Origin of the sequence: Clostridium sp. Marseille-Q2269 (assembly GCF_943736985.1) — a bacterium.
In the GTDB taxonomy this organism is placed as follows: Bacteria; Bacillota; Clostridia; order Clostridiales; family Clostridiaceae; genus Clostridium_F.
Genome location: NZ_CALSFS010000008.1, coordinates 88324 through 103957 on the forward strand (window position 1 = coordinate 88324; position 15634 = coordinate 103957).

Annotated in this window: 15 protein-coding genes; 2 read left to right on the forward strand and 13 right to left on the reverse strand. The window is 25.8% G+C overall.

Annotated features, from left to right (window positions below; translation table 11 throughout):
• Window positions 1-30: 30 nt before the first annotated feature.
• From NGI68_RS11300 to NGI68_RS11310, 3 genes are all read right to left on the reverse strand, one after another.
• On the reverse strand, window positions 31-267 hold the full coding sequence (locus NGI68_RS11300; RefSeq protein ID WP_251861591.1) for a Veg family protein: 237 nt from the start codon (window positions 265-267) through the stop codon (window positions 31-33).
• Between the two features lie 197 nt (window positions 268-464).
• Window positions 465-1367 (reverse strand): sporulation peptidase YabG, encoded by a 903-nt coding sequence (gene yabG / locus NGI68_RS11305; RefSeq protein WP_251861592.1) that lies wholly within the window; start codon window positions 1365-1367, stop codon window positions 465-467.
• A gap of 122 nt (window positions 1368-1489) precedes the next feature.
• Window positions 1490-2494: a CotS family spore coat protein gene (locus NGI68_RS11310; RefSeq protein WP_251861593.1), complete on the reverse strand. Its 1005-nt coding sequence runs from the start codon at window positions 2492-2494 to the stop codon at window positions 1490-1492.
• Between the two features lie 116 nt (window positions 2495-2610).
• Here NGI68_RS11310 and NGI68_RS11315 point away from each other — a divergent pair, with 116 nt between their 5' ends.
• A complete protein-coding gene (locus NGI68_RS11315) occupies window positions 2611-3741 on the forward strand; it encodes a glycosyltransferase family 4 protein (protein WP_251861594.1) in 1131 nt (376 codons plus the stop codon).
• A 162-nt stretch (window positions 3742-3903) separates the two neighbouring features.
• Here NGI68_RS11315 and NGI68_RS11320 read toward each other — a convergent pair whose 3' ends face one another.
• From NGI68_RS11320 to NGI68_RS11335, 4 genes are read right to left on the reverse strand one after another with little or no spacing between them, the layout of a single operon-like run.
• Complete coding sequence (locus NGI68_RS11320) at window positions 3904-4917, reverse strand: CotS family spore coat protein (RefSeq protein ID WP_251861595.1); 1014 nt, start codon at window positions 4915-4917, stop codon at window positions 3904-3906.
• A 12-nt stretch (window positions 4918-4929) separates the two neighbouring features.
• The gene (locus NGI68_RS11325) at window positions 4930-5697 is read right to left on the reverse strand and encodes a spore coat protein CotS (RefSeq protein ID WP_251861596.1); all 768 of its coding nucleotides are present in this window, start codon (window positions 5695-5697) and stop codon (window positions 4930-4932) included.
• Between the two features lie 26 nt (window positions 5698-5723).
• The gene (locus tag NGI68_RS11330) at window positions 5724-5918 is read right to left on the reverse strand and encodes a hypothetical protein (protein WP_251861597.1); all 195 of its coding nucleotides are present in this window, start codon (window positions 5916-5918) and stop codon (window positions 5724-5726) included.
• A gap of 14 nt (window positions 5919-5932) precedes the next feature.
• On the reverse strand, window positions 5933-6943 hold the full coding sequence (locus NGI68_RS11335; RefSeq protein ID WP_251861598.1) for a CotS family spore coat protein: 1011 nt from the start codon (window positions 6941-6943) through the stop codon (window positions 5933-5935).
• Window positions 6944-7110: 167 nt separating this feature from the next.
• Here NGI68_RS11335 and NGI68_RS11340 point away from each other — a divergent pair, with 167 nt between their 5' ends.
• The gene (locus NGI68_RS11340; RefSeq protein ID WP_251861599.1) at window positions 7111-8226 is read left to right on the forward strand and encodes a glycosyltransferase family 4 protein; all 1116 of its coding nucleotides are present in this window, start codon (window positions 7111-7113) and stop codon (window positions 8224-8226) included.
• 49 nt (window positions 8227-8275) lie between these two features.
• Here NGI68_RS11340 and NGI68_RS11345 read toward each other — a convergent pair whose 3' ends face one another.
• From NGI68_RS11345 to NGI68_RS11370, 6 genes are all read right to left on the reverse strand, one after another.
• Window positions 8276-9550, reverse strand: coding sequence for an ABC transporter substrate-binding protein (locus NGI68_RS11345; RefSeq protein ID WP_251861600.1), 1275 nt, complete (start codon window positions 9548-9550; stop codon window positions 8276-8278).
• Between the two features lie 220 nt (window positions 9551-9770).
• Window positions 9771-11153: a radical SAM/SPASM domain-containing protein gene (locus NGI68_RS11350; RefSeq protein ID WP_251861601.1), complete on the reverse strand. Its 1383-nt coding sequence runs from the start codon at window positions 11151-11153 to the stop codon at window positions 9771-9773.
• Window positions 11154-11376: 223 nt separating this feature from the next.
• Window positions 11377-12123: a nickel pincer cofactor biosynthesis protein LarB gene (larB, locus tag NGI68_RS11355; RefSeq protein ID WP_251861602.1), complete on the reverse strand. Its 747-nt coding sequence runs from the start codon at window positions 12121-12123 to the stop codon at window positions 11377-11379.
• A gap of 21 nt (window positions 12124-12144) precedes the next feature.
• On the reverse strand, window positions 12145-12951 hold the full coding sequence (gene larE, locus NGI68_RS11360; protein WP_251861603.1) for an ATP-dependent sacrificial sulfur transferase LarE: 807 nt from the start codon (window positions 12949-12951) through the stop codon (window positions 12145-12147).
• Between the two features lie 4 nt (window positions 12952-12955).
• Complete coding sequence (gene larC, locus NGI68_RS11365) at window positions 12956-14254, reverse strand: nickel pincer cofactor biosynthesis protein LarC (protein WP_251861604.1); 1299 nt, start codon at window positions 14252-14254, stop codon at window positions 12956-12958.
• Between the two features lie 253 nt (window positions 14255-14507).
• Window positions 14508-15575, reverse strand: coding sequence for a mannose-1-phosphate guanylyltransferase (locus NGI68_RS11370; RefSeq protein WP_251861605.1), 1068 nt, complete (start codon window positions 15573-15575; stop codon window positions 14508-14510).
• Window positions 15576-15634: the final 59 nt, after the last annotated feature.

Here is a 15634-nt window from a genome sequence, read left to right on the forward strand (position 1 = left end):
AAAAATTGGTACTTATTAGTACCAATGCATTTATAATACAAAATTCAATTGAACAGTCTTTGTTAATACATCCGAATAACTATATGTCACTTTCCTTTGGGTGTCGTCTTCTAATCTTATAACAAAAATACTTGGGTAAGTTTCTTCTAGTACACCTTCATTAACAAATGTTTTTCTTCTTCCACCATTTGCCTTTAAAGTTACCCTTTCACCAACATGGCTTTCTATGTCTCTCTTTATGTTAGCTATGACATTTCTTCTTTCCATATTTAACACCCTCTTTCTACATTTTACATTATACATTAAAATATAGAAAATGTCAAATCAACTTTATATTTTACCAATTTATTATAAGGTTTGTCAATATTATTTTTAATATAAATATTGTTATTTTTTTAAAAATTTCTTCTTATTCTTAATATTACCTTAAATTTATATATATATTCAGAATTTTTATACCCTCTTTACACATATTCTGATTTAGGAAAGCCTTCTCTATATTTCCCTCTAGTTTGTAATCCCCCAATTCCTTTTATACCAGTAATTGTATTTTCTAGAGCATCTTGTATAGATACTATATTGCTTATGTTTGTATAAGCTATTTTTTCGCATAAAAATACTGGATCTAAACAATGTATTAAAATTCGTCCTGGAGAACTAGCATAATTAGCCCCTGCATCTAGTATAGCTTCGTAACAAGATTGACAAGCTCCAGCAAATATTATCAAATCATCATAACTTCTTTCATAATCTCTCAAAACACTTACAGTTTTAGCAAAATATTTAGAGTTTCTATAATTATTTATATCTGTATAATTTTCTGTTTCCTTTAACACCGCATCATGACCTGTTACAACAACTATATCAGGTTTATATAATTTAACTAAGCTTAATATCTTATCTGGTTGTTCTCGCTCTAGAATAGTCTCTCCTACAACATCTAACTGTAATTGTTTATATACCTTAAGGCATGTATCTAAGTATTCAGAATCTCCATCTACATGAAGAATTTTACCTGGCCTTCCAAAATACATTTCTTTAGTTTTTACATTTTTACTTGACCTGTACATTTTTTCTATCTTGCCTTTCTTGTTTGAGTGCTTTCCCTTATCATCTCCTCTAAATTTTCTATCATCTAATATTTTTTTTATGGAATCATTAACTTTACCAGTGAACACTTCCTCTTTCTTAGTCATAGTAGCTACTGACACTTCTTCTAAATCTTCATATGGGGCATCCGCTATTATTCTTACATTTACACCTTTTAAGGTATATATCTCTCCCTCAGATTCTTTCTTTATATCTATTATTTTAAAGGTTATATCTTTTTTATAAGATTTTCTTACAACTATGTCTCCAATTTCCATATAATTAGCTCCACCTTAATAAATCAATTACTCTATATACTATGACATTTATGATAAATTTGTTAATAAAACTATTTAAGGCATATAAAACTATACAAGCTTCATATGCCTTAGTATATTCATTATTCTTTCTGTGAATATATTTTTTTAAATTCTTCAATAAAATTAATATATTTATCTTGTTCAGAAATCAATTCCTCCATCTTCTTGTTAAAAGTATTGGATGGCCACGTAACTTCATTATAATAATATCTATTACTTAATCTCCAAAATCTTTGTGGAAATAATAAAAATGCAAATAAAGTCCTATATTCTTCTTGTTTTAATGGATTTATTGCTGTATAGGAATTTAATATAAGTTCTGCATATTCTATGTTCCAATCTACTCTCTTTAGAACCTTTATCATAAAGTTAGAAATATCATAGGTTTTTATTTCTCTTTTACAATAATCAAAATCTATGACATTAATGCTATTATTTTTATCTATTATTATATTGTGATAAGTATAATCATGATGGCAAAAGCTCTTTTCTTCCTCTGTAGCCTTACATATTTCCATATAAGCAGAATCATCTAAGACTTTCATAGATCTTTTACCTAATTCTTTGTAAAATTCTATGTTTTTTATATAGGTCAAATCAAAATCTGTTTTATTATTATTCTTTCTTATCATTTCTCTCATTTTATCTAAGGATTTAATTCTTTTTCTCATTAAATTTGGCCATCTACCTAAATCAGTTTTTAGCTTACTATTTTCTGGAGGTTCATAGCCTTTTGATGCTATATGGAGATAGGCTAAAGCCCTAGCTGCTAATATAAGATCTTCTTTATCTCTAAAATTACATTCTCTCCCTTCTATCCATTCTGATAGAGTATATATATCTTCATTTACAAGTGCATAGGGCTCTTCATTTAAATTAAAGAAATAATTATCTACATAATTAAATCCATTTTTAACAAGATGCTCTTTAGCGCCATAAACAAATAATAATTTTTGCACTCCATAATTAATTTTTTTTAAACATCTATCTCCCTCATTTGTTCTTAAATGATACACTCCTCTATGAGGTTTAAGTTTTTCAATTTTAATATTAAACTGTCTTTCAATTTCAAATTCTCTCATCATAGTTAACCACCTCTATTAAAACTATATGTGCATTATTATATTTTTAGAAGTAATTTAACACTTTTCCATGCAAATTAATATAATGAATTATGATGAATTAAGAAAGGAAAATTTTTATGCGCATAGGTATTGATGGAAGGCCTGCCTATTGGTATAGAGGAACAGGAATAGGCACTTATACTTACCAATTAATCAATTCTTTAAGTAAAATGGATAAAAAAAATGATTATTTAATTTTTAATCCTGAATTTTCAAATTCCCCTCTGAAATTAAATAATAATTTTAATATAAAAAATATAAATGCTCATTCTCCAAAGAACTTTTGGAATGAGGTGAACATACCAGCTATATTAAAAAACAACAGTATGGATATTTATCATGTACCTCAAAACGGTGTAGGTCTTCCACAAGACAAAAAAAACTGTAAATTTATAATAACTTTACATGACGTAATTCCTTATAGAATGCCAGAAACCGTAAGTGATAGATATTTAAAAATATTTTCAGAAGAAATGCCTGAAATTGTTTCTTCTTCTGATGGCATAATAACAGTTTCTAATTTTTCTAAGCAGGATATAATCAAATCTTTTAACTATCCTGAAGATAAAATTTTTGTAACTTATTTAGCCAGTGAAGATATTTATATACCTCTAAATAAAAATTTTTGTAAAAATATATTAAAAATGAAATATAACATAAATAAAAACTTTATATTATATGTGGGTGGATTTAGCCCTAGAAAAAATATTTTGGGACTAATCGATGCATTCTCTAATCTTGTAAACATATATAAAGAAGATATTTGTTTAGTTATAGTAGGAAGAAAAGGTAAACTATATGAAAAATATATAGATAAAGTTCGTGAACTAAACTTAGAAAATAAGGTACTCTTTCCTGGATTTATACCAGTTAAAGATTTGCCTTACTTTTATAACTGTGCAGAAATATTTGTATATCCATCATTTTATGAAGGCTTTGGATTGCCACCTATAGAGGCTATGGCCTGTGGTACTCCAGTAATAACATCTAATGTAACATCTATACCAGAAATAACTAAAGATGCCGCAATGTTAATAAATCCTTATGATACTGATAGTATATGTAAAGCTATGTATACTGCCTTATCCAACGAAAACATGAGAAATATATTAATAAAACGAGGGTTAAACAGATCCTCTCAACTTACTTGGAATAATTGTGCTAAAGATACCATATTAGCTTATAATAAAATACTCTCCTCTAACTAGGCTCCAGAAAAATTTTACTGGAGTCTTTTTTACAGCTATATATTAATAATTTTTATATCATATAATTATATATGAAAACTTATTTAAGAATATATAAAGCACTATCAAATTTTATACAGTAAAATTTGATAATGCTTATGTTTATTTAAATTCATATTTATATTATAATATACTATTTTTAAACTGTTTTAAAAAGTCTTTTCTATCCTCTTTATAATTACATTTTTTTACTAATCTATTGAAAAATGCATCTTCATTCCAATCTTTTCGTTTTGTATAATAATTTTTAGATATATCATAAAAATCATATGGAAAGCTTAATAAACCATATAGTATTTCTAATTCTTTTTTATCTATATTGTATGTGTTAGAATAGCTATTCAATATAATATTAACTTTATTAATATCAAATGCAAAATTTTTTATAACTTTTGTTATAAAATTACATAGATCGTTAACCTTTAAATCTAAAATAGCATAATCGAAATCTATAAAATAAGATTTATCTTCTTTAATCAATATATTATGATATGCTAAATCGTGATGACAAATAGATATATTATTACTATCTTTACATACATCATAATAAGAGCTATTTTCTAATATATTTAAACTTTTATTCACCTCATCTATATAATAATCTATTTCAGTCAAAAATAAATTATCAAATTCATTCTTATTTTCATGAATATTAGCTATTTTTTTAAAAAAATTCATTTCTTCTTTTTTTATTTTAAATTGTTCTATAGCTTTTCCATGTAATATTTTTTTATTAAAATTTGTCTTAAATCCTTTAGATGCCTTATGCATTTCAGCTAAACCTATAGATGAAATTTTTAAATCTAAGGGGTTACTAAATTGACATTCTCGTCCATCAATTAAATCCATTAAACAATACATTTCACCTTTATATATTGTATATATATCCCCTTGCAAATTCTTTTCCAGATCCATTATTCTTCCAAAATTAATCTTTATATAATCTATCACTTCTTTTATAAAATTCAACTCTTCTATTGTGTAATTAACTTTTTTTAATATTTTTTTACCTTTATCTGTATCTATAATATAAACATTTCTTATAGGATATATATCCTTTACTGTAAGATCATATTGTTGAAATAAATCTAAAGACAAATTATATTTTTTAAGATAACTTCTATTTAGCTTATCCATTTAATCACTCCTTTAAACAAAGCTATTATTATCTAATTTCATAGCCTTATTAAGTCTATTCACATAGTGTTTTTGTTTATTTAAATCTTCATCTTTTATATACTTTGTGCAACATTTTATTACGGAGTAAGGATAAGATAACATATAAATAATAAATTTATAACTTTCATCATCTAGATCTTCAAATTCACAAAATTTTTTACTTAAGTTTTTTATATTTAAAGATGAATTTTTTTTATTTATTTTATATAATAATTCTATACAATCCATTTCTATGATATTATAATTACATTTGCTGATATCTATAACTTCTATAGCTTTATTATACCTAATATTATCGAAGTATGTTTTTTCCAAACATATTTCTTTTCTTTTCATACTTCTCCATACTAAATCTATATAGCCATTTTCATATATATTTTCTATACATTTTTCTGCTCTTTTTATATATCTAGGCATGTAATCTAATATTAATTTTTCCATATCGCTATTATTGCTTTCCTTGTTTTCTAGCTTCTTAACATACTTATTTATTTTTTTTAAATCTAATTTATACTTTTCAATTATACTACCTGTTTTATTTTTCATTCCACTTCTTATATAGCTTTTATGTCCAAGTGTATTTTTATGAAAAAGGCTAATTACTTTTAATTGATCTAATACTAATTCCTCTGATATATTATTTAAATTTCTATTATCATCTTTAAAATCTTCTATTATATTTATATCCTTACTTTTTAAATAATAAGACATATCAATTATTTTTTTTAATGAATCCATTTCATATATTGCACCTCCTTTAGTATCTATTTATATTTTTTTCTTATCTTTCTTAAAACTTCCCTTTCCTCGTCTTTAAGTTTATTTATCTTTTTCTTTTTTTTCTTTATTTCTTTCAACTTTTTAACAGACTCTTTTAATTCTTTTAGTTCTTCTTCATATTTATTTAATTCATTTATATCTTCCTTTGTATCATCATAGTAATCTTTTTTACTAGACATGATTATATTTCTCCTTAAATATTGATAGTTCTAAATTTTTCTATAAACTCTTGTCTTTCTTCTCTGTCTTCATAAAATCTATTTAACTTATTTAGAAAGAATTCTTCACTCCAAGGTTGTTTTTCCCAATAATATTGTATACCAATTTGCCAATAATCCTGTGGGAATTCCATAAAAGCTGCTATTATAGGGATATACTCCTTATCTATATATGATTCTTTTCTATATGAATCTAAAATAAGCTCTGCTGATTTTAGATCCCATTTACCATTTTTCATAACTCTAATAAGTATGCTAGATAAATCGTGTAATTTAGTATCCAAAATACAATAATCAAAATCTATTATATATATTTGATTTTCATTATCTATAAGTATATTATGATTAGCGTAATCATGATGACAAAAACATCTATCATTAATTTGTTCTAGCATTACATTTAGATAATTAGTTTCACATAAGTTTTTTATTGACATTTCCGCTCTCTCAATCTCATCTTCTAATATTCTCATATAAAAATTATCAAATTCACTTTTTTTATCTTTACTCAATATTCTTTTTTTAAAATCTAATATTTCATCTCTTCTTGTTTCAAATGTCTTAGGCCATTTAAACCATCCAACTCTAGGATTCATATTTTTTGTTAAATAAAAATTTTTACTTTTTTCATGTAATTCTCCTAATTTTTTAGATGCCATAATAACTTCTACTGGATTGCTATAATTACATTGCCTTGAATCTTCTACCCATTCTGTTATATACCCATAAAAGCTATCTATCTTTGTATAATCTAATCCTTTATTATTAGGAATTATGTCTGGAATCTTACCAAAATTATTATGTTGTAAATGCTTCATGCAACTTATTATAAATAAAAAATGTTTAAATTCATATTTTATTATTTTCAAAGCATATGCTTTATTAGAATTATTAATTATTTTATATACATTTTTTATTTTTTCTATGGAATTAATATTTATATCATAATTGTTTTCCACTATGTTTATAATTTCTGATTTATTCAAAATAATGCCTCCATTATTTTATTAATCTATATGTATTATATGAAAATCTCATACTTTGGTGATAACTGGAACATTTTTTAGGAAACATTAATATTATATATAACAGTAAAGATATACTTTATATTAAGACATATATAATAAATGCTTTTAATGAGGTGGTTATAAAAATGAAAATTTCCATAGATGGCAGAGGAATAAATTGGTATAGAGGTACAGGCATAGGAACATATACTGAAAAAATATTGACAAATATGATACCACAAGCTACAGAAGATTACTTCAATATATATTGGTCAGGGGGAGACTATCTTAAATTTAAAAAACATAATACCAATATTATACTTACCTCTAAAAAAAATAGTAGATTTTTTGAACAAACCTATATACCGTATAATCTTAATGTATCCCAATCTGATATATATCATATTCCACAAAATGGTATAGGTGTTTCTGAAAATATAAATTGTAACACTGTAATAACTATTCATGATTTAATTCCTTATATAATGCCTGAAACCGTTGGTAAAGGGTACTTAAATAAATTTTTAAAAGAAATGCCTAAAATAATTGAATTATCCCATAAAATAATAACTGTATCTGAGTGGTCAAAAAAAGATATATTAAAGTTTTTTCCTATGAAAGAAGATAAAATCAAGGTTATTCCCCTAGCTGCAGATTCAAAATATAAGCCATTAAATAAATCCTACTGTAAAAATATACTTAGAAAAAAGTATGGAATAGAGTTGCCTTTTATACTATATTTAGGAGGCTTTAGTTCTAGGAAAAATGTTAAATCTATAATAAAAGCCTTTGAAAAAATATATCACACATTGCCACAAAAACACGCTTTAGTTATAGTAGGTTCTAAAAAAGATGAAGGAGAAAAATTATATGAACTTAGTAATAAATTAAAAATAAGTTCTAATATAATTTTTACGGATTTTGTAGACGAACAAGATTTACCTATATTTTATAACGGATGTAGTTTATTTATTTATCCTTCATTATACGAAGGTTTTGGACTTCCGCCACTTGAAGCTATGAGCTGTGGTTGCGCAGTTGTAGCTTCTAATGTTACCTCTATTCCAGAAGTTACTTCCGATTGTTGCATTAATATAAATCCTTTAGATATCGATGAAATAGCAAATTCCATGGTAAACATACTAAAAAATGAAGATTTAAAGAATATTTTAAGTAAAAAAGCTTATGAACGTTCAATGTTCTTTTCTTGGAATAAAACTTCCAAAGCCACTTTAAATGTATACAAAGATATTTTAAAATAGCATAAAAAAGGTTAAAATTTACAAATAAATTTTAACCTTTTTATATTATTTATTTTTTTATACTATTAATAAAAATTTTTATATGTTTCAATTCTTTTTCTACATCTTTACTATTAAGTAAATCTTTTTTTAAATTAATCATAACATTTTTTACATCATTGTAATCTTTAGTATAATTTATATTAGGCGTTTTATTTGCTATATCAACAAAAATTCTCCAAATTTTTTCTCCATTAAAATATCTAACATTTTCTGAGAATTTATCATAGTCATAAGCTGGTTTATATGAGGGAAATTGACCATAATCAATAAATCCTTTATTTAAACTGTACTTGTTTAATGTTATACTCCTTACAAATTCTATTGATAGTTTATCTTTAGATTCCTTACAAGATTTTATTGAAACAATAGATGTACCTCCTGTGATTGCAGAGTTTTTACCTCCTATTTCAAAGGCTGGCAATTTTATTATGTCCCATTTTCCTGTTTCTTTTTTTCTTTGACTAATCAAATAATTAGCTAACTGTGAATTATATGGAGCACTCACTATATTATTATTATTAGCAAATTGTTTAAAATCTCCTTTATCATTCAATGTAATATTTGCTGTTTCCATTCTTTTTAAAATATTAAAAGCATCTATGTAGTCTGGTTCATCTATTTGTAATTTACTATCTTTATCAAAATAATAACTTCCTTTTTCATTCAGCAAAATTTCAAGCATACTGTTGTCTTCTTTATTAAATGAAAGCATTTTTACTTTTCCAGTACTTTTTTTATGTATTTCTTCCCCAACTTTTATAAAATCATCCCATGTTTTTATATCTCTACCATCTATATTATATTTTTGCAACAAATCTTTTCTATAGTATAATGCTATAGGTTCTACAGTGTATGGAACACCAATGAAATTATTGTACATCTTTACCAGTTCTCTTTTATAAGGAATAAAATCTTTTATATTATTTTTTATAACATCATTTAGTATAATTACATCTTTATAGTATCTTGTTCCAAACTGTTTTATATCTTTGTCATTTAAACATATTACATTGGGATATAAATTTTTATCTTTTATTTTTGAAAATTCATCTATAATATTTTCACTATTTACATTATAAAACTCTATTTCTACGTTAGGATATCTTTCTTTAAAGGACTTAACACCTTCATTCATAGCCTGGTTATGCTTAATATCCCCCCATATAACTAATTTGTCTTTTGTAAAATTCTTGTTATTATTATACTTATCTAAAATAATTAAGGTAGCAGCTATTATTAATACTATAACAATCCCTATATAAATAAGTTTATTTTTCTTCATTATTAACCTCCTTTAAAGGTCTTATGTTAATACATTTAAACATATACTCATAATTATAATATATTATAATATAATTATGTTCAACTTAATGAAGTCTTAATAATAAAATCCAGTTTTATATATTTTTATTTTAACTAGAGCTTTAATAAATTCTTATATAGTAAATAGAAGGCATCTCATTTTAAATGAAATACCTTCATAGTATAAAGTGAATTTATTTTTAGCCTTTTGACATTCCATAATTCCCTTTTTCATGGAAATCTTCTTTCCAAGCTTTTTCTGCTAAAGGATGAAAATCTTTTGCTAATTTATCCAATTTGCCTTTAAATACTTCGTCATGAAGCATCATTTCTGCTCCTTTATCTGTTGGTTTAGCACCTGTTTTACTAGCTACCTCTCTTATAACTTCTGGATTATCTATCATCATACAAGGCTTTAATAGATTATTGTTGTAAGGTTGTCTATTTCTTAGTTCCTTAAAGAAAGGTCCTTTAAATACATCTATTAACTCCTTATCTTTTAAGTTATCTGTAGCAAAATGAGCAAATATACATGGTTCCACATCTTCATGTGAGTTTATATGACAATAATATTTTCCTGCTATACAACCACCAACATATGGTGCATCATTAAAGAAATCTATAGCAAAATATGGCTTTTCATTTCTTATTTTTCTAACTTGCTTACCTAAGTATATTCTTTGCTCTGGGGTTAACATTAGATTGAAATCTGGATCTTCACCCACAGGCATAAATATGAAATACCAGCTCATCTTAGCGCCTTTTTCTATTAACATATTTATGAATTCATCTGAAATTACTGTATCTATGTTATTTCTACCAGTGGCTGTAGAAACACCAAATAGTACACCTCTTTCTCTTAATAGATCCATGCCGTGCATAACTTTCTTAAATACACCTTTTCCTCTTCTTGCATCAGTTTCTTTTTCAAAACCTTCTAATGAAAACATTGGTATTATATTACCTAAATTTTTAACTTTATCTGCTAATTCATCATTAAATAAAGTCCCATTTGTAAAAGGTGTAAACACACAATCATTATATTTTTCATAAATGTCTAACATATATTCATTAAAGAACGGCTCTCCACCTAATACTATAAAATAATATATTCCAATTTCTCTAGCTTCTTTAATTATTCTATCTACTTCTTCATATGGTATATCATCTTCTTTACTATAATTTGCAGCATAACAGCCAGTACATCTTAAATTACATCTCATAGACGGACTTATTAATATTACAAAAGGTGTTTTTATACCTTCTTCTTTAAAAAGTTGTTCTCTCTTTGGCATTCCATACCAAACAGCATTTGCGAAAAAATTTGTGAAAAATTTCTGCATGCAATTTTTGTCTGTTGTTTTAAATAGATTTTGCACAAATTCGTGTGTTGATGGATTATTATAATACTCATCTTCCACAACTTTTAATCTTTTTAGATTGTCCTCATCCCTAGCTATCGTTTTTTCTATTAATTTAAATAATCTGTCTACATTTTTCTCGGGGTTTGTGCTAAGTAGTCCTGCTGCAGTTTTTACCATCTTATCCTTTGCAGATTTTTGCAATAAATTTATTACTTTCATAATGATCTCCTTCCCCATAAAATAAAATTATTTTAAACTTTAGCTATATTTTATTATAATTATGATTGCATATAATCATTATATTACCAAATGACTAATTGTCAATAATTTAACTTTATGATTTACAAAGTATTCACAAACTAACTTTAATAATATTCTATTCATTATATAAAAAAAAATAACCTAATGATTGTAAAATCACTAGGTTATTTATTTATAATTATTATAAATTATTTATCATACTAGCTAAATATCCAGCTCCAAAACCATTGTCAATATTAACAACACTTACACCACTTGCGCAACTATTTAACATAGATAATAATGCAGAAAGCCCATGAAAGTTAGCTCCATATCCTATACTAGTAGGTACTGCTATTACAGGCTTATCAACAAGCCCTCCTACCACGCTGGCCAAGGCTCCTTCCATTCCTGCTGCTACTACAATAACTTTAGCATCTCTTATTAATTGTAGCTTATCAAATAATCTATGAATTCCTGCTACTCCTACATCATAAATTCTTTCTACTTTATTTCCAAATATCTCTGCTGTAATAGCTGCTTCTTCAGAAACTGGTATATCAGATGTTCCTGCTGTAACTACAGCTATATATCCCTCTTTAGATTCTACTTTTCTTTTTTTTATAACTATAGTTCTAGCTAATTCGTTGTATTCAGCTTCAGGACATATTTTTTTCACCTCATCATAGGCCTCTTTTGAAGCTCTTGTACCTAATATATTATTATCTTTTGTAAGCATAAACTCTACTATACCTTTTATTTGATCCACTGTTTTTCCTGCACAATATATAACCTCTGGATATCCTACTCTTATCTCTCTATGATTATCAATTTTAGCATATCCTAAATCTTTAAAAGGAAGGTCTTTTAATAGGTTTACCCCTTCTTCTAAGGAAATTTTATCATTCTTAACATCTAACATTAATTTTTTAACATCTTCTGTATTCATATTTTATCACCTCTTTTAAAGCTATTTTATATCTATTTCAGCGTTTAAACTTCCCATTTTATATCCTTCTATATCTAATGTAACATATTTAAATCCCAATTTTTTTAAATGTTTTGATACTTTATCTAAAACCTGTTCATTAAACAACTTGATTCTATCCTCTTTGGGTACTTCTATTCTAGCTAAATCTCCATGACTTCTTATTCTTATTGCTCTAAACCCTAATTCCATCATATATACTTCTGATTTTTCTATTCTATCTAAATCTTCTCTTTTTATTTCTTGATTATAAGGGATTCTTGATAAAAGGCATGCATAAGCTGGTTTATTCCAAGTATTTAATTGTAATTTCTTTGATAACATTCTTATTTCTTCTTTATTAATAGAGTTTTCTAAGAGAGGACTCTTTATTTCTAATTCCTTTAAAGCTCTCATTCCAGGTCTATAATCCTTAGTATCATCTGCATTTGTTCCATCTACTATATATTTAATACCTTTTTCATTTGCAAAATCTTTTATTTTATTAAACACACTTTTTTTACATATATAGCATCTATCTTCTGGATTAAACTTTATTTCTTCAAGCATTGGAACTTCTAAAAAATATGATTTTATTCCTATGTTATCTGCCAATTCCTTAGCTTCTTTTATTTCCCACTTAGGTATATAAGGTGCCACTACTGTAATAGAGATAGCATTATCGCCCAAAGCTTCCTTTGCTGCTTTTAATAACAATGTACTATCTACTCCTCCTGAAAAACCTACTGCAACACTTCCTAAATCCTTTAGATAGTCAATAAGCTTATTATATTTATAATTTATGTTCATATTATTACTCCTTACTTTTATTAACTGCGTCATAAACTTTTTTTATAGATATATTATTTTGTAATGCAGCTTTTTTGCAATCTTCATATTCTGGTTTACTATTTAATACCTGTCCTTTTAAATAAGACTTTTTTACAGAAATTTCTCCATATTCAGTTCTTACTTTTTCTATTTTTCTATTTAGCATTGACTTTTCTACACAGTATTTTCTTATTCCTAAAGTAGTAGTTTCTCTAAATATAGTCTGTTTCATAATATCTTCTAATCTATTTTCACACAAAACTGTTAATTTAACAGCTGGTCTAGTCTTTTTCATTATTATTGGTGTAATATAAACATCTGCTGCGCCCTCATGAAGTAATTTATTAATTACATATTCATAAATCTCAGAATTCATATCATCTATATTACATTCCAATATTAAAGCTTCTTGTTTTTCAAAATCCTGCTCTTTTTCTTCCTTATATTCTGCTAAAAAAGCTCTTAATACATTAGGTATATCTGACAAGTCTTTTCCTCCTATACCATATCCAACTTTTTTAATGTCAAAATTCTTGCTTTGAGTAAATTTACACACTATAGATGCTACTATAGCAGCTCCTGTAGGAGTAGTTGCTTCAAAAGGTATTTCCTCTGAAGACACCATTGGTATATCTTTTAGTATTTCTGCTGTAGCTGGGGCTGGAACTGGCATTGTTCCATGGGCGCATTTTACAAATCCAGATCCTACTTGAACTTTTGAACATAATATTTCATCTACTTTTAAATAATCTAAGCATATAGCAGCTCCAACTATATCTATTATAGAATCAGTTGCGCCTACTTCATGAAAATGAACTTCTTCTAAAGATTTATTATGTACTTTTCCTTCAGCCTTAGCCACTTCTAAAAATATTTCTTTACTAATATTTTTAATATTATCATTTAGTTCACTATGTTCTATTATTTTATTTATACTTATTAAATTTCTATGTTCATGATGATGTTCATGCCCATGACTATGTTCATGCCCATGACTATGTTCCTGATCATGATTATGTTGATGATGATTATGCTCATGACTGTGCTCTTCATGGTGACTGTGTTCGTGTTCACATGAGTTTTTTAATATAACATCAACCTTTGTTCCTGATATACCTTTTCTTGAATCTTTATATGTTTTAACTTCAAATTCATCATTAATATTAAGTTTATCTAATTCTTTTAACAAATAATTTTCATCTACACCTAAATCTATTAATGCTCCTAAGTTCATATCTCCACTTATTCCTGAAAAACAGTCATAATACAATATTTTTCTCATACTTAATTCTCCTTGCTTTTAATTATTTTATGGTTACTATTGTTTAATTTATATTCTTAAAATAATTGTCTAAATATATAATCAATTTTAACATATATCAAATAATCTTTTAACAATATATTGCATTTAATTATTTAAATTAACAAAAATAATATATATTTAATAAGTTATCTTTATTATTACTAGTTTATGCATTAAAAAGTATTTTTCAATGATATAAAAAATAGTATGGATATTAATATCCATACTATTTTCATATATATTTTTTTAAATTGTCATTTTCTTTTAATTCCTGTACCAAATGTTTAATTTCCTGATCTTTATATTTGTCCATTATAAGCAGTACATCTCCACCATCTACTATAACTAAATCTTTTATGCCGAATCCTATAACCAACTTGTCTTTTGCTATTACAGAACAATTTTCACTCTCTTTTAAATAACTATTACCACATACACTATTATTTCTATAACTGTTTAGAAATCTACTAAGAGCAGTAAAACTTCCTATATCATCCCACTTGAAATTACTCTTTATAACATACGCTTTTCTGGTTTTTTGCATAATACCAAAATCTACAGATATTCCTTCTATTACCTCATATTCTTCTCTAATTATTTTATCTTCTTCTTCCGTATCTATCTTGGTGTATATTCTCATCATGCTTTTATATATTTTAGGCAAATATTTCTCCATCTCTCTTAGATAAACATCTGCTCTCCATATAAACATTCCACTATTCCATAAATATTCTTCACTAGATACTAGATCTCTTGCAATTTCTACATTAGGCTTTTCTAAGAACCTTTCCACCTTATAAGTAAAACTCTGATTGTTAACCTTATCCCCCATCTTTATATATCCATATCCTGTTTCCGGTCTTAATGGCTTTATTCCTATGGTTACTAATCCCCTTCTTTTTTCTACTATATCTACACCTTGTTTTATAATATCAGTGAATTCTTTCTCATTCTCTATATAGTGATCTGAAGGTAGTACTATCATAGATGCATCCTTATCTTTTTTTAAAAGTTTTACAGCTGAAAGCCCTATACATGTAGCAGTTTCTCTATTGTAAGGTTCTGCAAATATATTTTCTTTTTTCAGTTCTGGTAATTCTTCATATATTTTGTCCATATACTCTTCATTAGTTACTATATATATATTATCATTATTTACTAATGGTTTTATTCTATCTACAGTTGCCTTTAGGAAACTTTTATCATTTATTACCTTTAAAAACTGCTTTGGGTTTTCTGATCGTGATAATGGATATAGCCTTGTTCCTTTTCCACCTGCAAGTATTAATGCATATAACACAGAATCCTCTCCCAATAATGCTATATTCATATATTATGTATAAAATATAGCATTTGTGA

Excerpts from the sequence above, each read along its gene's own strand:
- larE (WP_251861603.1), bottom strand. The coding sequence starts at position 12,951 with ATGAACATAAATTATAAATATAATAAGCTTATTGACTATCTAAAGGAT.
- NGI68_RS11330 (WP_251861597.1), bottom strand. The coding sequence starts at position 5,918 with ATGTCTAGTAAAAAAGATTACTATGATGATACAAAGGAAGATATAAAT.
- NGI68_RS11345 (WP_251861600.1), bottom strand. The coding sequence starts at position 9,550 with ATGAAGAAAAATAAACTTATTTATATAGGGATTGTTATAGTATTAATA.
- larC (WP_251861604.1), bottom strand. The coding sequence starts at position 14,254 with ATGAGAAAAATATTGTATTATGACTGTTTTTCAGGAATAAGTGGAGAT.
- NGI68_RS11340 (WP_251861599.1), top strand. The coding sequence starts at position 7,111 with ATGAAAATTTCCATAGATGGCAGAGGAATAAATTGGTATAGAGGTACA.
- NGI68_RS11350 (WP_251861601.1), bottom strand. The coding sequence starts at position 11,153 with ATGAAAGTAATAAATTTATTGCAAAAATCTGCAAAGGATAAGATGGTA.
- NGI68_RS11325 (WP_251861596.1), bottom strand. The coding sequence starts at position 5,697 with ATGGATTCATTAAAAAAAATAATTGATATGTCTTATTATTTAAAAAGT.
- NGI68_RS11310 (WP_251861593.1), bottom strand. The coding sequence starts at position 2,494 with ATGATGAGAGAATTTGAAATTGAAAGACAGTTTAATATTAAAATTGAA.
- NGI68_RS11300 (WP_251861591.1), bottom strand. The coding sequence starts at position 267 with ATGGAAAGAAGAAATGTCATAGCTAACATAAAGAGAGACATAGAAAGC.
- NGI68_RS11320 (WP_251861595.1), bottom strand. The coding sequence starts at position 4,917 with ATGGATAAGCTAAATAGAAGTTATCTTAAAAAATATAATTTGTCTTTA.
- NGI68_RS11315 (WP_251861594.1), top strand. The coding sequence starts at position 2,611 with ATGCGCATAGGTATTGATGGAAGGCCTGCCTATTGGTATAGAGGAACA.
- yabG (WP_251861592.1), bottom strand. The coding sequence starts at position 1,367 with ATGGAAATTGGAGACATAGTTGTAAGAAAATCTTATAAAAAAGATATA.
- larB (WP_251861602.1), bottom strand. The coding sequence starts at position 12,123 with ATGAATACAGAAGATGTTAAAAAATTAATGTTAGATGTTAAGAATGAT.